Genomic DNA, 18,631 nt, shown 5'->3' with positions numbered 1-18,631 from the left:
ACTCCTTAGTAAGAAAATGGTGTTTCACTAATTTGCAGTGCAACAGCAAGTTTCCCTGTAAAGTCTAATCCAGCCATTAACAAACGGCCTTTTTCATCCAACTCAAAATGAGTAATTCCTTGTGCGTACACCCAACCGTGATTCATTTTCAGTCCAACGCGATGTGGGAGATCATCAATGATTTTCGCCAATTCAAAGCGGATTTTGGCATTTCGAATAAAAGCTCCGGCATTAAACATATTCTCATCAAAATGTGTGGCATAAGCACCATTGGTTGTTTCTAGATGAATATAGACGTCTTTGTTCACAAAAGAATTAAGCAACTCTTGGAGCTCGTCAATTTTTACTTCTTTCATCTTAATTCTCCTTTCGCATTCATCTTCTTACTAATTATAGTAAAAGTAGCAACTGAAAGAAAGCGCTTAGCACTCGTTAATTTCTGAAAATTGGGAATCATTGCAGAGCAAAAGAAAAATACCTGGCGCATGTGCCAGGTATTTGGATAATTAAACTTCAGTTACGGTTACTTCCGGGGCACCAAGGCGAGGTTTTGCGCCGTGGTAGACTGGGCCGACATATTGGTTCAGCTTCCAGCCGTGTTGGATGCCGGCAGCAACAAATTCTTTTGCCTCTACAACGGCATCTTTCACTGATAAGCCATTCGCCAAGTTTGCTGTAACACTTGCTGCAAATGTACAGCCGGCACCGTGGTTGTATGTTGTTTCTACTTTTGGTGTTTCAAGCAAGTAGAAATGTTCGCCATCATAGAAAAGATCGACCGCTTTATCAGTAGCCAGCGCGCGTCCACCTTTAATCACGACATTTTTAGCGCCAAGCGCCTTAATTTTTTCGGCAGCTGCTTTCATTTCTTCAATTGTTTTTGGCGTGCCGGTTCCAGCCAATTGACCTGCTTCAAACAGGTTCGGTGTTGTCACAAGTGCGTTTGGCAATAAATATTGAATCATTGCATCAACCGTACCTGGGTTGAGCACTTCATCTTCGCCTTTACATACCATAACAGGGTCGATTACCACTTTTTCGACATCGGATGCTGCAATTGCTTCACCGGTAGTCTGGATTACTTCTTCAGTTGAAAGCATACCTGTTTTTAACGCATCAATTCCAGTTGAGAAAGCAGTTTTTAATTGAGCTTGCAAAACATCGATTGGCAATGTGTGAACACCATGGCTCCAGTTATTGTCAGGATCCATTGTTGCGATTACCGTAACGGCTGCCATACCGTATGTATCATGTTCTTCGAATGCTTTTAAATCCGCTTCCAAGCCTGCGCCGCCTGAAGCATCAGAACCTGCAATGGTTAACGTTTTTTTCAATGCCATTTTACTTATCTCCTTTATTGCTGTAATAAGTTTAATAGTATAAAGTATAATATAAATCTGACTTTATAAGAATGGCCAGTTTCCATGCGTATTATAAGGTCAGTGTTTTGTGAATCATTGATGGGGGAAGGTTCATAATGAGAATCTTGCCTATTTGGTGAATCAATAAAAAAATCATCTCTTGAAACGAATCCCATAATAACTTAGTTTAAAAAGTGAGGTGCAAAACAATGGCAAAAGTATTTGATAATGATTGGCAAGAAGTGCTGCAAGATGAATTCGAAAAACCATACTACATAAAGCTGAAGCAATATGTTGCCGAGCAATACAAGATATCCACAGTATATCCACCAAAAGAAGAAGTCATGAGTGCGTTTTATTCTGTTCCATATCAGGAAGTGAAGGTTGTCATTCTTGGGCAAGACCCCTATCACGGACCAGGGCAAGCCCATGGTATGAGCTTCTCCGTAAAAAAGGGGGTTCCACATCCACCAAGTTTGAGAAATATATTAAAAGAATTGCAAAATGACCTAGGATGTCCCATTCCGAAAGATGGCTACTTAATGAAATGGGCAAAACAGGGTGTATTCTTATTAAATACAGTGTTGACGGTACGAAAAGGTGAAGCCAATTCCCACAAAGGGAAAGGTTGGGAAAAGTTTACGGATGCCGTGATCGAAAAATTGGCTGAACGCCAAGAGCCAATCATTTTCGTTTTATGGGGCAAACCTGCTCAAACGAAACAAACGATTATAGAAAAGGCAGGGGGACACCATGTTATTCTTCAAGCCCCACACCCCAGCCCTTTAAGCGCGCACAGAGGTTTTTTCGGAAGCCAACCATTCTCCAAAATAAATCACCAACTGATCGAGTGGGGGAATGAGCCCATCAATTGGTGTCTGGAGGAAAGGTAAATGGTCTCAAACCTTTTCACCATTTTTGAAATCTGGTAAATTGAATAGAAAGAGGGGAAGCATAGATGACGGTAAATTGCTTTAAGTGCCAATATTTTCATGTAACATGGGATCAGCGCAATCCTCGTGGATGCAAGGCTTATAACTTTAAAACAAAGCAGCTTCCTTCCTTGGTCGTCAAACAATCGTCGGGTCTTGATTGTATGCAGTTTATGCCCAAAAAAACATTGGAGGATCGGTAGAACATGATTTCTTACCAAACATTATTGCAAGAAATTGAGCAGCTTGCAGCAAGTACGAAAAATAGTAAGGATGACCAAAAAATCCGTGAACAATTAAGCGCCATACGTGCACTGTGCAATGTAGGCTTAACCGATGAAACAAAAAATCCAGCTTCACCACGTATTAGTGCAGCTGCCGTCCGGCCAGCTCAAACGATGCAGCCAATCCAATACGCACAACCTCAACAGATTATCCAAAGTACAAGTTCTTTAAATGAACAAAAGCTTGATGAGAAGGATGCAAATGGGGAATCCCTATTCGATTTTTAGATCCGTTCCACATACGTGTTGAACTGGTCAAAAACGTCATACATAAGAAAGAGGTTTAATGATGAAAGGTTCAATTATTTCAGCGGCAATTCACGGCTTTTTAGCTGTAGCCCTCGGTGCGTTTGGTGCACATGCTTTGAAAGAAATTCTTGATGACTATAGTACAGGTATTTGGGATACAGCTGTACAATATCAAATGTTCCACGCTGCAGCATTATTGGGTATTGGAATCTTGCGGAGCCCAAATCTTGCAGGTTCAGCAAAACAACTGAAAATTGCTGCGGTTTGCATGAATTTAGGGATTTTATTCTTTGCAGGAAGCTTATATATCCTGGCTCTTTCGGGAGTGACAATATTGGGAGCCATCACACCAATCGGCGGTGTATTTTTCTTGGCGGGGTGGATTTTGTTGATCGTCGGAATTGCCAAACATAAAAACTAATTCCAGCACAAATAGCGTACCAAATCGCATTGATTTGGTACGCTTATTTTTTGATGCAGCATCACAATAGACGGTTTAACTAATCTATCGTTCCATGGCGATGGTTTACGAGTTATACAGCATTGTTGTCGGCTTCGTTTTCCAAAGTTGCATTTTCCACTGAGTCATCTGTTGGTGTGTTGTCTGCTGCTGGTTCTGCTTCGTTAGGCAATGCAATTTATGTTTTGCTTCCTGCATTGTTATCTCATGATAGGGATTATATGGAAAGTTAGGTTAGAGATATGGAATTTTTAATAAAAATAATAAAAAATCCACTTCATTTGATTTTGAAGTGGATTCTACATTATTGTGGCCCGCGCATAATCGGTTTTTTTAGTTATCTCGGAAGCGAATTTAAATAAGTTAATGCTTCGTCAAATTCTGCATAGTCAAAGTAAATCATAGGGAATAAGAAGCGGTGATCTGTAGCTTCTTCACGGATAATGGCGTGATCTCTTCCGGCTTCTTCAACAAAGCCGCGAACTATTACGGTATTGCTTTGAATATTCGCTCCTGTTGCTTGGGGAACCGTGAAGTAAAAATCAGCAATTTTTCCTCGATTTAATCTTAGAATATTTTCGATATAGGACTCTTCCCGGAAAGTGGGGGCAGTTAAATTTCGAATAGTGGCGCCGCCGCCTCTATCCCCACCGCCGCTAAACGTAGGAGGCATAGTTGGCTGGCCTGTTTGCCCCATTTGCCCCATTTGTCCAGATGGGTTCGTATACTGTCCGCCTTGATATTGCCCTGATGGATACTGTCCGCCTTGATATTGCCCTGATGGATACTGTCCCGTCTGATATTGTGGTTGCCCCATTTGTCCCCAATTCCAATACGTCAAAAAAACATCCTTTCTCTCATGTTAGATTTTAAATTCAAGGCAATTGACCGTTATTCGGCTTTGCCCATTGCCTACTTCCAACAACTCCCGCGACCTATAGCTTCAACGCGTTATCCGGGCGAGTAAGGCAACTCTGGCTGCATTGCTAGGATGACAGCGATAATGGCGTACCTCCTCATTACACTTTATGCCTGTATGATGATTTCAGAATTAAAAACATCAAAAATGATGAGGAATTTTGGAGTGCTAGATGTTGGAAGTTTTACATAACAATGAATGCAAATATAAGTTGATTTGTTACTGATTAAAAAGCGGAAAAGGGGAAATAATTTTTACATTACAAGACTAGGAGTGGGTGCAATGCAAATTGGAATTTGGGTATCCATTATCATCAGCGCGATTGTTTCGTTTGTTATTGCGTCTTTTTACGGGCAGCCTTTGCATTGGTATTTGTTTGTGTTGATGGTGGTTGTGGGGTTTTTTATTCAAATTGTGATCCTCATTTTGAAAGTAAAAGAAGAAAAAAACGAGACATAAAATCGAACAAGGTCGATTCAGTCTCGTTTTTTTTAGTTTATTCTTTAACTGCCAAGAAAGCGGCTAATTTTTCATTGTCCAATAAGTTTCCAACCAGGAACTCGCCGAATTCGCCGTAACGAGCGGAAACTTCATCAAAACGCATTTCATATACAATTTTCTTGAATTGAAGCATATCATCGGAGAATAAAGTGACGCCCCATTCATGGTCATCCAATCCAACAGATCCCGTAATGATTTGTTTGATTTTACCGGCATAGCTGCGGCCGATCAAACCGTGGGAATACATTAACTCACGGCGTTGCTCCATGCTCAGCATATACCAGTTGTCGTTGCCTTCGCGGCGTTTGTCCATCGGGTAGAAGCAAACATATTTGGAGCGCGGAAGTTCCGGATACAAACGAGCACGCACATGCGGGTTTTGATATGGATCTTCATCAGAATCTTTTGATAAGTAGTTTGAAAGCTCCACTACGGACACGTAAGAATAAGTAGGAACCGTGAAATCAGCAATTGCCAATTTATTGAATTCTGCTTCCAATTCTTGAAGTTCTTCCGGTGTTTCACGCAAAATCATGAGCATGAAATCCGCTTTTTGACCGATAATGGAATAAAAAGCATGTGAACCTGTTTTTGCAACATGTGCTTCATTTACTTTTTCGAGATATTGTACGAATTCGTCAACTGCTTTTGAACGTTCTTCAGCAGAAACTAATTTCCAGGAAGCCCAGTCAATCGCACGGAAATCATGTAAACAGTACCAGCCATCTAATGTAATTGCTGCTTCATTCATTTTGACAACACTCCTCAATTGATCATCATTCAAACTTATCTTAGCATAAAACCAAAATAATTCCTTGCAAGAATGACATGATTTGGCTAAGTTCACTAATTTGACATCAGCATGCCAAAATGCTTTCGGAGCTAAGCAGGGCGCTTGCGCATTTCTTATAGCATTGAAGAAGTTCGGTCTTTTCGTGTATGCTTAGCATAAAGAGATTTAATCATTTAAGGAGTAATAACATGCATCCTTTATTACAACAAAAATCATGGCTTTTGATCGATCAATCAATCAGCATGAAATCCAGAACGCCCCTTGAATCCTTTGCGATGGATGATACGCTTTGCCAATTGGTTGGCCAGATGCAGTCGCCTGCAACGGTGCGAACTTGGGTTCACGACAATACCGTGGTTCTTGGCATCCAAGATCATCGTCTGCCATTTGTTCAAGAGGGAATCGGGCTGCTCAATTCAAATAACTATCAAGCAATTGTCCGCAATTCCGGTGGGCTCGCTGTTGTATTGGATAGCGGGATACTGAATATTTCGGTTGTTTTATCCGAACAACAGAACGCGATTTCCATAAATGACGGCTACGATGTGATGGTCGACCTGATCAAGCTTTTATTCCCTGAAGCTGCGGATCGAATCGAAGCTTATGAAATTATCGGTTCCTATTGCCCGGGATCGTATGATTTAAGTATAGATGGAAAGAAATTTGCGGGTATATCCCAGCGCCGCTTAAGGCAGGGAGTTGCCGTCCAAATTTATTTATGTATCGAGGGAAGCGGCAGTGCGCGGGCAGAGTTGATCAAAGAGTTTTATAGCATTAGTTTAAAAGGCGAAAAAACAAAATTTGCCTATCCGAACATTACTCCTCATGTGATGGCCAGTTTAAGTGAATTGCTGTCTCAACCGCTGACTGTACCGGAGACTGTATTGCGGCTGCAAATGATTTTGCAGCAAAATTGCGAAACCATACAACTCCAGCCATTGACCGATGAAGAATTGGAACTGTATGGATTCTACTTAAATCGTGTTCTCGAACGCAATGAGAAAATGCTTCATAAAAAATGAGTTTCCTATGTAAGGGAAAACGCGGATGTGCTTAATTCGGCACATCCATGTTTTCTTTTTCGCCGCCATTGGTAGTATAGTTTGCCACAAGGTTGCCGTTTTTCTCCATTTTGAACACCGGTGCAACACGCGGCTCTTCTTCTTCCAGTGTGACAAGTCTGCGAGCGCGGTTCATAATCTGGACGAATTGTTCATAATCCTCGCGAATCGCTTTATTCTCTTGTTCTAGTCGCTGTAGCTGATTTTCTAATTCTTTTATTTTTTCGGTAGCCGTATTGGCAATATGTCTCCATTTCGTTGCTTCGTTTTCATTGCCGCTTTGGTGCTGCAAACGCAATAGATAAGCAATGACGATATCTAGATTAAGAGCAGATAATGGAATGGATTTAACTTCTTCGTTTATTTGTGTATTTTGCAATAAATAAACACCTTGCGTGCGGCGTCTGCCATTCATGCCCAATACTCTCATTCTTTCTTTTCTTTCTTTTTTCGCTTCTGCCAAATCTTTTTCATATAAACGGCGTACAACGGCATTCCAGCGAAAACCGCATGCGGCAGCTGTCCGATTCAATGCATCACCTGCTTCCTCAAAAGCGTTTAACTGGGTGCTTCCTTCTTTCACATGTCGAATGACTGCCTCTGCCAATAGTTCATCGTTCTCTTTTAGCCATGCATCTTGTCTTACTTTGACCATTTTATTACCTCCTGTAAAGTTCATAGTTTTGTTATTTCTAAAACTATCGTGTCCAAGAAGTCCCAATTTTATTCAAATATTTTCAATATTAATATCAAATTCTCCTTAAAACATAAATTAGAGGCAAAACTAAGATGATGATAGATAATTAAAGTGAGACAAGCATTCAAGCATATAGTCACTTATTTTTCACTTGATATGCACGGTTTTCAGGGCTAAAATAACAGGTAGACTAAAAAACCAAAATGCCTTATCGTAAAAATGAAGCAAACATATAAAACCATCCATAGAAAGGGTTGTTGACAAAATGGCAAACGAATTTAAAGTTTGCGATGAATGTCAGGCCGTTAATTTAAAAACGTTAATTCCGAAATTAAAACAATTAGATCCAGATGCAACGATTGAAATTGGCTGTCATTCATATTGTGGTCCAGGACGCAAAAAGACATTTACCTTCGTAAATGGACGACCTGTAAATGCATTAACAGAAGAAGAGTTAATGGAAAAAGTAAAAGCAAAACTTAAATAATATGAAGGGATATCTTGGAAGCAAGCCTGCAAGATATCCCTTTCTTTTTGGGTGAACAAGGCAATTTGGGCGAGTTTGATGTAATTCTTCGAAAACTCACCTATAATGGACATAAGAGCGTAGGAAATGTGAGTGAGGTGCGGACGATGGAGGATTACGCAAGTGCTAAATTAGTAGAAGAAAAAGTATTCAAAGATCCTGTTCATGGATACGTACATGTGCGTGATCGAGTGATTTGGGATTTGATTGCAACAAAAGAATTTCAAAGGCTACGCAGAATCCGCCAGTTAGGGACTACATTTCTAGTATTTCACGGGGCGGAGCATAGTCGATTTAATCATTCGCTCGGTGTATATGAAATCGTAAGACGCATTGTGGACGATGTATTTGAAGGCCGACCAGAATGGGATCCTAATGAAAGGCTTCTTGCCTTATGTGCAGCACTGTTGCACGATGTGGGCCATGGTCCATTCTCCCATGCCTTTGAAAATGTGTTCGGTACCAACCATGAAGAATATACGAGAAAAGTATTGCTGGGCCATACAGAAATCCATGAAGTATTGATTCGTGTTTCAAGAGAGTTCCCTGAAAGAGTCGCCCAAGTGATTGATAAAAATTATACCAATCAACAGGTCGTAAGTTTAATCTCAAGCCAAATCGACGCAGATCGGATGGATTATTTACAGCGTGATGCTTATTTTACCGGCGTTAGCTACGGACATTTTGACATGGGGCGCATTTTGCGGGTCATGAGGCCGCGCAAGGATCTGATTGTCATTAAATCGAGCGGCATGCATGCAGTGGAAGACTATATCATGTCCCGTTACCAAATGTATTTACAAATCTATTTCCATCCCGTATCCCGGAGTGCAGAGACGATTTTAAATCAAATTTTAAAACGGGCGAAACATTTAAATCAAGAAAGCTATCACTTTAAATTTGAACCATATCATTTCAAACCATTTTTCAACAATAGTGTTTCATTAGAAGAATATTTGGCACTGGATGAAAGCATCATGCTAACCTACTTCCAGTTTTGGATGGAAGAAGAAGATGCGATTCTCAGCGACTTGTGCAGACGTTTCGTCAATCGGGACCTCTTTGAGCATGTGGATTTAAATCCGGAGGAAGAGCCTGAGCGTTATGCATGGCTGATTGAGCAGGTCAAATCGATTGGGCTGGACCCGGAGTATTATGTAAGCCCGGATTCTACATCGGATCTTCCGTACGATATGTACCGGCCGGGCATCTCGACGAAAAGCCCGATTTACCTGGAAATGCCGACAGGGGAAATCCGTGAACTATCCGACCAGTCCCATATTGTCGAAGCAATTGCGACAAAAATTAAAACCGATTATAAAGTTTATTATCCTAAAGAGATTCGATTGTAGAAAATAGTACCTCTTGCCGATTGTTGATTTGGTGAGAGGTGCTTTTTCGCATATTGTTTTATTAGAGAGTACTTGGTAAGTGTGTGAGTGGTTTTATGGTGGGGAAGGTAGAAGTGAATTGATTGGGGATAATTGACGGGAGAAAATATAGCGCGCATTAAATGATAAAGGACGATTCCTCCTAATATCCAAGGAGAAAATCGTCCAAAAGAATAGGATTTTATTTATCGGAAACGCGAACTCCGCCGGTAGCATAATGATTTTTGGCCATTTCTTCAATAACGATTGTAACGGCTTCAGGTTTAGCGTTGACAGTTTCTACGACTGCCTCCGTAACTTTTTCAACCAATGCTTTCTTCTGTTCGTCTGTACGGCCTTCAAGCATTTTTACTGTGACAATTGGCATTTTGCATTCTCCTTAGTAGATAAAATTAGTGTATATTCATTATAACATATACAAGCATTTTCGAAATTATAGTTAATCATGAAAAGTAATTAATTTCAAACTCAAGGTCACATTCATTGGAGTGTGGCTTTTTATTTATAAAAGATAAGAATGACTTACATTAATGAGGCTTTTTTAATAATAAATATACTAATGACATTTTATTCCTACCAAAATATAATAGGCTAGGGGGTGTAATAGGTGATTAAAAAAGAACCTGAAATAGAAGAATTTATCGATACTTTAGAAAATAGTCACATTTATAAAGATATACGTTCTAAGTATGAGGAAATTACTGATGGGGGAAAGAATCGTAAATCTGAACATGATGAAATCGTAATTCGTTACGGTTGCGAAAAGTATAATTTAACTACTGAAGAGCTTGATAGAATATTTATTGATACCAAATTAAAAATCAGTGAGTTTCAGCTTATGCGCAAGAATAAAGTAAAAGAGTAATTTACTTTAAGTCACATTCACATCCATTCGATTGTTATGAGAAAAGAACATAAAAACTTTCAAAAAGAGTGGCTTAGGCCCACTCTTTTACTATCCCATTACTGTACACACGCCGCCTATTTTTAGCCCCAAATTTATCTGTTTTATATACTGTTTTGCAAAGTTCAAAAAGATGATAAAATAATCCAAAGCATTGATATAAAAGGATTTATATCGTTTGAATAGTAGGATAATACAGTGCAGTGATATAATAGGCTTAAACGGAGGGATTGACAATATGGGAAATGGTGAAAAACCAAAGCAAAAGATAGGCTTTACGATTATTAAAGATGATCCAACTGATGGGCATGGCGGCTTTGGCATCGGCTCTTTATCATTGGAAAACGTATCGCCGGTTTTCATAGATATACAGGAAAAAAATGCGTTTATTGATATTGGGGCGATGCACGCAAAAAGCGAGATTGAGCGCGGCATTAAGTTTACAACAAACCGCGAAGATTCCGAAGGCGGAAAACCTTATTGGCTCGTCTGGGTGACAATAGATTTCAAAGAAGAAGGGCCTTATTTTGCAGGGGTCACGGCTTGTGAAATGGTCGTGAACCGCGAAAAGCGCCGCGGCTATAAGATCTTGGCGGACCACGTCAATAAAATGGATAAATCCATGAAACGGAAAATCATCGTGGAGCATATGGATGATTCATCAAAAGAGGTATTGGCCGCATTTTTAAAGGAACATAATCTGGAAATGTGGGAAAGAAGCACCGAGCAGCTTCATCAAGAACTAACCGTTCAGCGTAAATAGAATTAATTGAAAAGATAGTTACCAGTCAATATTTTTTAGTATAAAATTATTCCAAATATGAACAAAAATTGACATTTCAACTTGCTTCCAATCAATTCTTGAAAGTAAGTTGGAAAAAAAGTACACTGAGATTGAGCTTAAATAGTAAGCTAGGACACTAGACAGAACGGACAGTTTGGACTTATGCGGCATTTGAAACATCCCAAGCCAGATGCCCCATGACTCTCAAACTCCCGTTTGTCGAAAACCCCGATTTTCCTTTGAATGGAAAATCGGGGTTTTTTATTGTACGTGGGGTTAGGGGATGAAGTGCTTTTGGGCAAGGATTTCGATTGGATTTGCAGCTCATCGGGGGGTTGAAGTGCATTTGGGGAAGTGTTGCGTTTGGATTTGCAGTCATAAGGTGGATGAAACGCAGTTGGGGAAGAATAACGTTTGGATTTGCAGTTCATAAGATGGATGAAATGCTTTTGGGGAAGAACTTCGTTTGGATTTGCGGTTCATAAGGTGGATGAAGTACTTTAGGGCAAGGATTGTGTGTTTGGATTTGCAGTTCATAAGGGGGATGAAATGCATTTGGGGAAGAATTCCGTTTGGATTTGCAGTTCATAAGGGGGATGAAATGCTTTTGGGCAAGGATTGTGTTTGGATTTGCAGTTCATGAGGGGGATGAAGTGCTTTTGGGGAAGAACTTCGTTTGGATTTGCAGTTCATCACTAAAAGAAACAAATAAAAAACTGGGCAAACAATTATGCCCAGTTTTGTGTCTAGCTGCAAACATCAATTCCTCGAATTATTCAAGCCCACGGCAAAATAACGAGGAACTTTCACTAAACTATATTCTCCGCAAACTTAGTTGAAAAAGTTTTTAAACGTTTCAAAAGGGAATAAATCCAGGAAGTTATCCCAGGATTCTTTATCAAAGAAATCCGATGAACATTTCTCTGTTGGTACATCTTCTGTTTTCAGGTACATCATTCTTTGCTTTGGACAGGCATCGGTCGCCAGTTTTCCTGTTTCGATATCGATCAACACGCCTTCCACACCCTCGGGAGCCTTAAAGGATTCATTTGCCTTTCCTTTATTGACCGTTTCCATAAAATCAATCCAAACATGTTTGGTTGCCGCCATATCTTGTTGAACGGAAAGGGTTTTCCCTTGATCATAGCCATTCCAAACCCCAGCTGTCACACTTGGGGTATAGCCGACAATCCATTGGTCGCTATCGGTTGTTCCGGATTTTGCTGCATACGTGTGCGTCATCCGTGGTCTTAGCGAAACACCTGTAGCAGGTGAATAATCACTAAAGACCGGGTCGAATATTCCCGTCATCATATCCGTCAATAAAAACGCATCTTCTTCGGAAATCACTTGCTTTTCTTCTGGCGGTTTATATTCATAAACCACTTCGCCATTGCCGTTCTTGATCTCCAAAATCGTTGTAGGTTTTGTTTTTTTGCCTTCGTTGGCAATCGTATTATATGCCGAAGTGATATCGAACAAGGAATTTTCCGTTGTACCCAGTGCTGCAGAGGGGTTGTCCGCTCCAGCAACATTCAGATCAAAACGTTCCAAAATATCCTGATAAGGTTTGTAGCCGATTTTTTCCAACGTTTTGACGGCATAGATATTATCTGATATGGCCAAGGCCTGGGCCAGCGACATTTCGCCTTCTGCAAACTGGCCATTTACGTTTTTTGGCTTATACGTTGCGCGTCCGTTATCATAAGTGAAAATGGTTTCGCCTACATCCATATACGTCAGTGGTGTAAATCCGTTCTCCAAAGCTGCCGCGTAAAGCAGCGGCTTAATGGCGGAGCCGGGTTGGCGAACAGCTTGTGTAACGCGATTGAATGAGCTGTCTTCATAATTTCGTCCGCCTACCAAAGCCGTTACATAGCCTGTGCGAACATCCATACTGACAAAGCCGACCTGCAAATCACTTTTTGGCATATTGTCCGCGACCGCTTCTTCAGCAGCTTTCTGGTGGGCCTGGTTTAAAGTAGTTTTAATTGTCCAGCCGCCTTCGCGTATATTGAGATTTTCTTTTTCCAATAGACCGGCCGCTTCCTGCCATGCCACGTCCAGGAAGTAAGGAGCGATGGATTTTGTCGCTGTCCATTGTTCATTTTTTAAGACAATCTCTTCGCTGTTTGCCCGTTCTTTTTCTTCTGTAGAAATATATTGCTGGCTATCCATCAGTGATAGAATCACCTGCTGACGCCCAATCGATTTTTCAAAGTCATTGATCGGCGAGTAAATGCTTGGACCTTTTGGAATGCCTGCAAGCAAGGCTGATTCAGCTAAAGTTAAATCACCGGCCGATTTGCCGAAATAATACCGGCTTGCCGCTTCGACTCCATACATGCCGTGACCGTAGTTGACCGTATTCAAATAGCCTTCCAAGATTTCATCTTTATCATAGAAAACTTCTAATCTGTAAGCATACATAGCTTCCTGGATTTTCCGCGTCCATGTTTTGGCATGAGACAAATAAAGGTTGCGCGCCAATTGCATGGTAAGCGTACTCGCACCCTCCGCCATACTCTGTGTTTTTAAATCTGTTAATAGTGCACTAGCAATACGAGAATAGTCAAAACCACTATGTTCATAAAAGTCTTTGTCTTCCACTGCGATGGTCGCATCGATTAAATATGGAGAAATTTCATCCAATTCAACCCAATAACGTCTTTCGGCAGCAAAATAGTCGCCAATGCGATGGCCATTATTATCTAAAAACACGGATGCTTTGGGCACGGTTAGTGGAGGAGCACCTGCAACCTGCGCATATACACGCAAGGTAATCAGACCGACAATGATGGCACTAAAGGCAGCAACCACAGTGAATGCCGTATACTTCAACCATTTTTTCCGTTTTCTTTGCTTTCGAAAGTTTTGTCTTTTCATCCGTATTTCACCTCAATTCATAAGCTAGGTTCAGTATTGACCCAAATAATGGTATTTAATCGAATATATACATAAAAAATTGTAGTAAATGGTCGGAAAACACTATATTTTATCGACAAAAATCAACAAATTATAAGGCGTTATTAAAAAATGTATGCAATTAACAATACGAAAAAACTCTATTAAAGTTTCAAAGACAGCCATTTTAATAATTTTCATGCAATTTAGGAGTGAAATAAAAGGGAAGGGGAATGATGATTATGAAGAAATTTGTAGAATTGCAAGGTTGATATATCCAATGCAAGATGAAATATGTTAAATTCATTTTTGTGAAGAAACTAAAAAATTGAAGGTGAAATGAAATGAGATTTGATGAAACCTATGCTGGCAATGTTTTTATTAAAAGCCATCCGAATTATGAAGAGTCAAAAGCTGTTCTGTACGGAATGCCAATGGACTGGACAGTAAGCTACCGCCCTGGTTCAAGATTTGGCCCGGCCCGTATTCGCGAAGTGTCGATTGGTTTGGAAGAATACAGTCTTTATCTAGATCGTGAATTAGATGAAGTCAAGTACTTTGATGCAGGGGATATTCCGCTTCCTTTTGGCAACCCGGAGAAATCTTTAAAGGAAATTAAAGAATTTGTCCGCACAGTTCTGGCGGATGGCAAAGTGCCAATCGGGATGGGAGGGGAACATTTAGTTTCATTGCCTGTCATGGAAGCGGTCTACGAAAAGTACAATGATCTGGCGATTATCCATTTTGATGCGCATACCGATTTGCGTACGGATTACGAGGGTGAGCCATATTCCCACGCAACGCCAATCCGCAAAATTGCAGACAGAATCGGACCAAAAAATGTTTATTCATTTGGAATTCGCTCGGGGCTTAAGGAAGAATTCGAATGGGCAAAAGAAAACGGGATGCATATTGCTCCGTTTGAAGTGCTGGAACCTTTAAAAGAAGTACTGCCGACATTAGAAGGAAGAAACGTGTATGTAACGATTGATATCGATGTACTGGACCCTGCCCATGCACCGGGGACAGGAACTGTCGATGCTGGGGGCATTACATCCAAAGAATTATTGGCTTCCATTCATGAAATTGCTCGCAGTGGAGTAAATGTGGTTGGATTTGACTTGGTGGAAGTTGCGCCAATTTACGACCATTCTGAAATGACGGTCAACACAGCGTCAAAACTGATTCGAGAAATGATTCTTGGTTGGGTAAAGTAAGTTAAGAACGTATTAAGGTATGGTTCCTTTTCGGCAACCATACCTTTTTAATTTAAACAGGGAGCTTCTTGTGCCCACGTAATTAAACCCTTGCCTTCAAATGAAGGCAAGGGTGTTGTAGCCTGTAAATATTGAAAGTCTGTTTATCTGTCAGGTGCTGCGGGCTGTGAAACATTCTCCAAGGCAGTATCTGTATTCTCATTGGAACGATCTTTAACGGCAATATCACCTAGTGAAACAATTCCTACCAAACGGTCCTCTTCCACAATCGGCAAACGTCGAATTTGATTTTCAGCCATTAATTCTGCTGCCTCTTCCACAGACATATCCACATTTCCCGTGACAACATCAGGAGATAAGATTTCAGATACTGGATTATTCAACGATACATCCTCGGCAACTCCGCGTACGACAATGTCCCTGTCCGTCACAGTGCCCTTTAAATGTCCATCTTCGACAATAGGAATCGAGCCGACATCAAGGTCTTTCATAATCGCCGCAACTTCTACAATAGCTGTATCAGGTGAACAAGTTTCGACTTCAGAAGTCATTATTTCGGTAATCCTCATAATCTTTTGCCTCCCTCACTTTTTCAAATTGTATTACTTTTATTGTTTAGCCGTTTTTTTCTGTTGATAAACTATTGGTTTTTGAAGCCAATTTTCCTTCCCAGGATTCTTATGTTTAAATCCTTTTTATCTAGTGAATGGAATAAATAGAAACAAAATAAAAGCCCCAAAAGGAGAGATTAGATCATGGTAGAAGTAAATGAATATGAAACGATTACGGAAGCGGTTCAGGCAGCGAACGGCCTGTTTACAAGAGGAGTAGCAAATGATGAAGTATTTGTGCTTGCCCATGACAATGGTGTGACGGACGAAGTAGCCGATAGTTCGAAAGCAGAGAAAATTGGCGTAGGTGAAACAGGGGTAGGAACAGCTGTGAAAAATCTATTCCAAGGCAAAGGCGACAAACTCCGTTCCAAAATGGAAGAGATTGGCCTAAGTTCCGTCGAAGCTGAAGTATATGAAAAGAAATTGGATGAAGGTAAAATCTTATTGTTTTCTAAAAATGAAAATAACCTTATGTAGAGAATTCAACGAAAAACAAGCGTCTTCCTTTGCATTGCATGGGAGGGCGCTTTTTAATTGGGTGAACAATCATAGATTCATCGGAAACCCTCTGGCGCATTTATTATTGTTTCGAGCGTCAAGTATCCAGCTTTTTACATAACAGATTCCGCTCAACGCACCATCAATTTTTTTTACCCTCCAACTGCATAATTTTCATCCTTATTTTTATAAAAGAATGTTGATTCTATTAGGTTTAGGGCAGTATAAGGTTGTACTTTCGAATGGTCCTAATGTATAATAATAAGGTTATATTTAGTAATGGAAGCCAAGGAGCTGACTCAGCAATGAGTATAGATGAAACAAAAGTAAAGATTAAGTTGAATTCAACGATTGTACCAACAGACGGTGAAGAGGAAACTTATGAAATGTGGCTGGACGGGTCGCTCATTAAAAAAACCGGCAAGATGTATTTGCGGTATGAAGAGCAGCAAAGTGAAGGCACGATTAACACAACGGTTAAAATGGACAATCACCAGGCATTAATCTTGCGAAGCGGCGGTGTGAAAATGCGGCTTCCATTTGATCGAATGCAAGAACAGCAAGGACACTATGAAACACATTTCGGCACGATGCCGATTGTGACTAAAACCCATCATTTATCCCATGAAAATGGGGATGAAAGCAAAGTGAATGGCACTTTTAAAATTCAGTATGATCTCCTTGTAAGTGATCAAGCTGTTGGAAAATATACGTTGGAAATTCAATATGTGGAGGGACAAAAATGAACGCAGTAGAACAGTTGCAACAGTCCATAAAGAACGCATTGCAAGCGGCTGTTGAAAAATCGGGACTAGTAGAAGCAGGAACGCAATTCAACATTCATCTTGAGACGCCAAAAGACAAGGCAAATGGTGACTTTGCCACAAACTTGGCGATGCAATTAACAAAATTGGCTAAAAAACCGCCTCGTGCAATCGCGGAAAGCATTTTGGAAAACATGGATACAGCAGGGACAGAAATCGAGAAGTTGGATATTGCAGGTCCGGGCTTCATTAATATTACGGTTCGCAAAAGCTTCCTTGCAGATGTTGTCAAAGCGGTAAAAGAACAAGGTGAAAACTACGGCCGTTCAACTGCTGGCAACGGGGAAAAAATCCAGGTGGAGTTTGTTTCCGCCAACCCAACAGGGGATCTTCACTTGGGCCATGCGCGTGGTGCTGCATTCGGGGATTCATTGTGCAACGTGTTGGATTTTGCCGGGTTTGAAGTTTCGCGCGAGTATTATATTAATGACGCAGGAAACCAAATAAACAATTTGGCCTATTCACTGGAAGCTCGCTACAAACAGGCGTTGGGCTTGGATGCTGCAATGCCGGAAGATGGCTACCATGGCCAGGATATTATTAATATTGCCGGCAAATTGGCACAGGAATTTGGGCAAGCCATTCTTGAAAAATCCGATGAAGAACGTTTCGAATTTTTCCGTGAACATGGCCTGAAACTGGAACTTGCAAAATTAAAAAATGATTTGGCAAACTTCCGCGTTAACTTTGACGTTTGGTACTCTGAGTCGTCTCTTTATCAAAACGGCAAAATTGACGTGGCACTTAATAAATTAAAAGAAAATGGCCATGTTTTTGAAGAAGAGGGCGCGACTTGGTTCCGTTCCACAACATTCGGCGACGATAAAGATCGTGTATTGGTAAAATCGGACGGTTCCTTCACATATTTGACACCGGACATTGCTTACCACGAGGACAAAATTCAGCGTGGATTTGATAAATTAATCAACATCTGGGGAGCTGACCATCATGGCTATATCCCTCGTATGAAAGCAGCCATTCAAGCTTTGGGTTATGACCGTGAAAAACTGGAAGTTGAAGTTATCCAGATGGTTCAGCTCTATAAAAACGGCGAAAAATATAAAATGAGCAAACGGACGGGGAACGCAGTAACAATGCGTGAATTGGTTGAAGAAGTCGGACTGGATGCAGTACGCTACTACTTTGTCAAAACGGCTTGCGATTCTCATATGGATTTTGATCTGGACCTTGCCGTATCTCAATCCAATGAAAACCCGGTGTATTATGCACAATATGCACATGCACGTATTTGTTCGATTCTTCGTTCAGCTAATGAACAAGGGTTTAAAGCATCATTGGAAAATTTAAATCTGTTAACAGCGGAAAAAGAAGAAGATGTACTGAAAAAAGTGGGGGCATTCCCTCAAACTGTAGCGGAAGCGGCAAAACACCGCACACCTCATCGCGTTGCAAACTATATTCAAGATTTGGCAGCTGCATTCCACAGCTTCTATAATGCGGAGAAAGTGTTGAATCCAGATAATAAAGAACTAACGGAAGCACGTCTTTCACTAATTAACGCTGTACGTGTCACATTGGCTAATGCGTTGCGTTTAATCGGTGTAGCAGCACCTGAGAAAATGTAATTGTTTTTACGAGATGATCCAAACCGGACTTTACTGGTTTGGGTCTTTTTTTGTGGAGAAAGGAGGGTATGCCCATTGAAACATCAACTCAATGACAGCAATCGAACCATAACCCCAAAACATTTC

General features: G+C 40.6%; 22 protein-coding genes. 14 read left to right on the top strand and 8 right to left on the bottom strand.

The features are described 5' to 3' along the window. Positions 1 to 5: 5 nt before the first annotated feature. Together D1B33_RS04215 and thiD are read right to left on the bottom strand one after the other, a co-directional pair. Entirely contained in the window at positions 6 to 356 is a 351-nt protein-coding gene (locus D1B33_RS04215) for a YojF family protein (protein ID WP_118875068.1), read from the bottom strand. A gap of 150 nt (positions 357 to 506) precedes the next feature. Beyond that, entirely contained in the window at positions 507 to 1,340 is an 834-nt protein-coding gene (gene thiD / locus D1B33_RS04210; protein WP_118875067.1) for a bifunctional hydroxymethylpyrimidine kinase/phosphomethylpyrimidine kinase, read from the bottom strand. A 230-nt stretch (positions 1,341 to 1,570) separates the two neighbouring features. On the opposite strand from thiD, the gene D1B33_RS04205 reads away from it, so the two are divergent. The 4 genes from D1B33_RS04205 to D1B33_RS04190 all read left to right on the top strand — a co-directional run bounded on the left by D1B33_RS04205 (position 1,571) and on the right by D1B33_RS04190 (position 3,247). Beyond that, a complete protein-coding gene (locus tag D1B33_RS04205; RefSeq protein ID WP_118875066.1) occupies positions 1,571 to 2,254 on the top strand; it encodes a uracil-DNA glycosylase in 684 nt (227 codons plus the stop codon). A gap of 65 nt (positions 2,255 to 2,319) precedes the next feature. Continuing rightward, positions 2,320 to 2,496 (top strand): uracil-DNA glycosylase, encoded by a 177-nt coding sequence (locus tag D1B33_RS04200; RefSeq protein WP_118875065.1) that lies wholly within the window; start codon positions 2,320 to 2,322, stop codon positions 2,494 to 2,496. Between the two features lie 3 nt (positions 2,497 to 2,499). Continuing rightward, positions 2,500 to 2,805: a YwdI family protein gene (locus tag D1B33_RS04195; protein ID WP_118875064.1), complete on the top strand. Its 306-nt coding sequence runs from the start codon at positions 2,500 to 2,502 to the stop codon at positions 2,803 to 2,805. Between the two features lie 61 nt (positions 2,806 to 2,866). Continuing rightward, a complete protein-coding gene (locus tag D1B33_RS04190) occupies positions 2,867 to 3,247 on the top strand; it encodes a DUF423 domain-containing protein (protein ID WP_118875063.1) in 381 nt (126 codons plus the stop codon). A gap of 376 nt (positions 3,248 to 3,623) precedes the next feature. Here D1B33_RS04190 and D1B33_RS04185 read toward each other — a convergent pair whose 3' ends face one another. Continuing rightward, entirely contained in the window at positions 3,624 to 4,127 is a 504-nt protein-coding gene (locus D1B33_RS04185; RefSeq protein ID WP_233549376.1) for a spore coat protein GerQ, read from the bottom strand. A 360-nt stretch (positions 4,128 to 4,487) separates the two neighbouring features. On the opposite strand from D1B33_RS04185, the gene D1B33_RS18545 reads away from it, so the two are divergent. After that, positions 4,488 to 4,664, top strand: a complete 177-nt coding sequence (locus D1B33_RS18545) for a hypothetical protein (protein ID WP_199677341.1) — start codon at positions 4,488 to 4,490, stop codon at positions 4,662 to 4,664. A gap of 37 nt (positions 4,665 to 4,701) precedes the next feature. On the opposite strand, the gene hemQ is transcribed toward D1B33_RS18545, so the two are convergent. Beyond that, positions 4,702 to 5,457: a hydrogen peroxide-dependent heme synthase gene (hemQ, locus tag D1B33_RS04180; RefSeq protein WP_118875062.1), complete on the bottom strand. Its 756-nt coding sequence runs from the start codon at positions 5,455 to 5,457 to the stop codon at positions 4,702 to 4,704. A 230-nt stretch (positions 5,458 to 5,687) separates the two neighbouring features. On the opposite strand from hemQ, the gene lipL reads away from it, so the two are divergent. Continuing rightward, the gene (gene lipL / locus D1B33_RS04175; RefSeq protein ID WP_118875061.1) at positions 5,688 to 6,521 is read left to right on the top strand and encodes an octanoyl-[GcvH]:protein N-octanoyltransferase; all 834 of its coding nucleotides are present in this window, start codon (positions 5,688 to 5,690) and stop codon (positions 6,519 to 6,521) included. Positions 6,522 to 6,552: 31 nt separating this feature from the next. On the opposite strand, the gene D1B33_RS04170 is transcribed toward lipL, so the two are convergent. Next, complete coding sequence (locus tag D1B33_RS04170; protein WP_118875060.1) at positions 6,553 to 7,215, bottom strand: RsfA family transcriptional regulator; 663 nt, start codon at positions 7,213 to 7,215, stop codon at positions 6,553 to 6,555. A 307-nt stretch (positions 7,216 to 7,522) separates the two neighbouring features. Here D1B33_RS04170 and D1B33_RS04165 point away from each other — a divergent pair, with 307 nt between their 5' ends. Continuing rightward, a complete protein-coding gene (locus D1B33_RS04165) occupies positions 7,523 to 7,744 on the top strand; it encodes a YuzB family protein (protein ID WP_118875059.1) in 222 nt (73 codons plus the stop codon). 146 nt (positions 7,745 to 7,890) lie between these two features. Continuing rightward, positions 7,891 to 9,135 (top strand): HD domain-containing protein, encoded by a 1,245-nt coding sequence (locus tag D1B33_RS04160; protein ID WP_118875217.1) that lies wholly within the window; start codon positions 7,891 to 7,893, stop codon positions 9,133 to 9,135. A gap of 220 nt (positions 9,136 to 9,355) precedes the next feature. Here D1B33_RS04160 and D1B33_RS04155 read toward each other — a convergent pair whose 3' ends face one another. Continuing rightward, positions 9,356 to 9,541: a 2-hydroxymuconate tautomerase gene (locus D1B33_RS04155; protein WP_118875058.1), complete on the bottom strand. Its 186-nt coding sequence runs from the start codon at positions 9,539 to 9,541 to the stop codon at positions 9,356 to 9,358. Between the two features lie 240 nt (positions 9,542 to 9,781). On the opposite strand from D1B33_RS04155, the gene D1B33_RS04150 reads away from it, so the two are divergent. Next, positions 9,782 to 10,039 carry a hypothetical protein gene (locus D1B33_RS04150; RefSeq protein ID WP_118875057.1) on the top strand — a complete coding sequence of 86 codons (258 nt, stop codon included), beginning with the start codon at positions 9,782 to 9,784 and terminating at the stop codon, positions 10,037 to 10,039. A gap of 277 nt (positions 10,040 to 10,316) precedes the next feature. Further along, a complete protein-coding gene (locus tag D1B33_RS04145) occupies positions 10,317 to 10,841 on the top strand; it encodes a YwhD family protein (RefSeq protein WP_118875056.1) in 525 nt (174 codons plus the stop codon). 852 nt (positions 10,842 to 11,693) lie between these two features. Here the strand turns inward: D1B33_RS04145 and D1B33_RS04135 are convergent. Then, positions 11,694 to 13,748, bottom strand: coding sequence for a transglycosylase domain-containing protein (locus tag D1B33_RS04135; protein ID WP_118875054.1), 2,055 nt, complete (start codon positions 13,746 to 13,748; stop codon positions 11,694 to 11,696). A gap of 362 nt (positions 13,749 to 14,110) precedes the next feature. On the opposite strand from D1B33_RS04135, the gene speB reads away from it, so the two are divergent. After that, positions 14,111 to 14,983, top strand: a complete 873-nt coding sequence (gene speB, locus D1B33_RS04130; protein WP_118875053.1) for an agmatinase — start codon at positions 14,111 to 14,113, stop codon at positions 14,981 to 14,983. Between the two features lie 143 nt (positions 14,984 to 15,126). On the opposite strand, the gene D1B33_RS04125 is transcribed toward speB, so the two are convergent. Further along, positions 15,127 to 15,552, bottom strand: a complete 426-nt coding sequence (locus tag D1B33_RS04125; protein WP_118875052.1) for a CBS domain-containing protein — start codon at positions 15,550 to 15,552, stop codon at positions 15,127 to 15,129. Between the two features lie 186 nt (positions 15,553 to 15,738). Here D1B33_RS04125 and D1B33_RS04120 point away from each other — a divergent pair, with 186 nt between their 5' ends. The 3 genes from D1B33_RS04120 (at position 15,739) to argS (ending at position 18,505) form a co-directional block, all read left to right on the top strand. After that, positions 15,739 to 16,074, top strand: coding sequence for a YflT domain-containing protein (locus D1B33_RS04120; RefSeq protein ID WP_118875051.1), 336 nt, complete (start codon positions 15,739 to 15,741; stop codon positions 16,072 to 16,074). 326 nt (positions 16,075 to 16,400) lie between these two features. Next, positions 16,401 to 16,841: a YwiB family protein gene (locus D1B33_RS04115; protein WP_118875050.1), complete on the top strand. Its 441-nt coding sequence runs from the start codon at positions 16,401 to 16,403 to the stop codon at positions 16,839 to 16,841. Next, positions 16,838 to 18,505 (top strand): arginine--tRNA ligase, encoded by a 1,668-nt coding sequence (gene argS, locus D1B33_RS04110; RefSeq protein ID WP_118875049.1) that lies wholly within the window; start codon positions 16,838 to 16,840, stop codon positions 18,503 to 18,505. Before D1B33_RS04115 ends, argS begins: the two co-directional genes overlap by 4 nt. Positions 18,506 to 18,631: the final 126 nt, after the last annotated feature.

The organism is Ureibacillus yapensis, from assembly GCF_003515775.1.
GTDB classification, from domain to species: Bacteria; Bacillota; Bacilli; order Bacillales_A; family Planococcaceae; genus Ureibacillus; species Ureibacillus yapensis.
The sequence above is the reverse complement of the archived record's forward strand: the minus strand, read 5'-3'. Positions and strand labels throughout refer to the sequence as shown.

What these genes read in the sequence shown, in the direction of transcription:
- D1B33_RS04170 (WP_118875060.1), bottom strand. Translation starts at nt 7,215, where the DNA reads ATGGTCAAAGTAAGACAAGATGCATGGCTAAAAGAGAACGATGAACTA.
- D1B33_RS04135 (WP_118875054.1), bottom strand. Translation starts at nt 13,748, where the DNA reads ATGAAAAGACAAAACTTTCGAAAGCAAAGAAAACGGAAAAAATGGTTG.
- D1B33_RS04215 (WP_118875068.1), bottom strand. Translation starts at nt 356, where the DNA reads ATGAAAGAAGTAAAAATTGACGAGCTCCAAGAGTTGCTTAATTCTTTT.
- D1B33_RS04145 (WP_118875056.1), top strand. Translation starts at nt 10,317, where the DNA reads ATGGGAAATGGTGAAAAACCAAAGCAAAAGATAGGCTTTACGATTATT.
- lipL (WP_118875061.1), top strand. Translation starts at nt 5,688, where the DNA reads ATGCATCCTTTATTACAACAAAAATCATGGCTTTTGATCGATCAATCA.
- D1B33_RS04115 (WP_118875050.1), top strand. Translation starts at nt 16,401, where the DNA reads ATGAGTATAGATGAAACAAAAGTAAAGATTAAGTTGAATTCAACGATT.
- D1B33_RS04200 (WP_118875065.1), top strand. Translation starts at nt 2,320, where the DNA reads ATGACGGTAAATTGCTTTAAGTGCCAATATTTTCATGTAACATGGGAT.
- D1B33_RS04160 (WP_118875217.1), top strand. Translation starts at nt 7,891, where the DNA reads ATGGAGGATTACGCAAGTGCTAAATTAGTAGAAGAAAAAGTATTCAAA.
- speB (WP_118875053.1), top strand. Translation starts at nt 14,111, where the DNA reads ATGAGATTTGATGAAACCTATGCTGGCAATGTTTTTATTAAAAGCCAT.
- hemQ (WP_118875062.1), bottom strand. Translation starts at nt 5,457, where the DNA reads ATGAATGAAGCAGCAATTACATTAGATGGCTGGTACTGTTTACATGAT.
- argS (WP_118875049.1), top strand. Translation starts at nt 16,838, where the DNA reads ATGAACGCAGTAGAACAGTTGCAACAGTCCATAAAGAACGCATTGCAA.
- D1B33_RS04155 (WP_118875058.1), bottom strand. Translation starts at nt 9,541, where the DNA reads ATGCCAATTGTCACAGTAAAAATGCTTGAAGGCCGTACAGACGAACAG.
- D1B33_RS04125 (WP_118875052.1), bottom strand. Translation starts at nt 15,552, where the DNA reads ATGAGGATTACCGAAATAATGACTTCTGAAGTCGAAACTTGTTCACCT.
- D1B33_RS04195 (WP_118875064.1), top strand. Translation starts at nt 2,500, where the DNA reads ATGATTTCTTACCAAACATTATTGCAAGAAATTGAGCAGCTTGCAGCA.
- D1B33_RS04120 (WP_118875051.1), top strand. Translation starts at nt 15,739, where the DNA reads ATGGTAGAAGTAAATGAATATGAAACGATTACGGAAGCGGTTCAGGCA.
- thiD (WP_118875067.1), bottom strand. Translation starts at nt 1,340, where the DNA reads ATGGCATTGAAAAAAACGTTAACCATTGCAGGTTCTGATGCTTCAGGC.
- D1B33_RS18545 (WP_199677341.1), top strand. Translation starts at nt 4,488, where the DNA reads ATGCAAATTGGAATTTGGGTATCCATTATCATCAGCGCGATTGTTTCG.
- D1B33_RS04190 (WP_118875063.1), top strand. Translation starts at nt 2,867, where the DNA reads ATGAAAGGTTCAATTATTTCAGCGGCAATTCACGGCTTTTTAGCTGTA.
- D1B33_RS04165 (WP_118875059.1), top strand. Translation starts at nt 7,523, where the DNA reads ATGGCAAACGAATTTAAAGTTTGCGATGAATGTCAGGCCGTTAATTTA.
- D1B33_RS04205 (WP_118875066.1), top strand. Translation starts at nt 1,571, where the DNA reads ATGGCAAAAGTATTTGATAATGATTGGCAAGAAGTGCTGCAAGATGAA.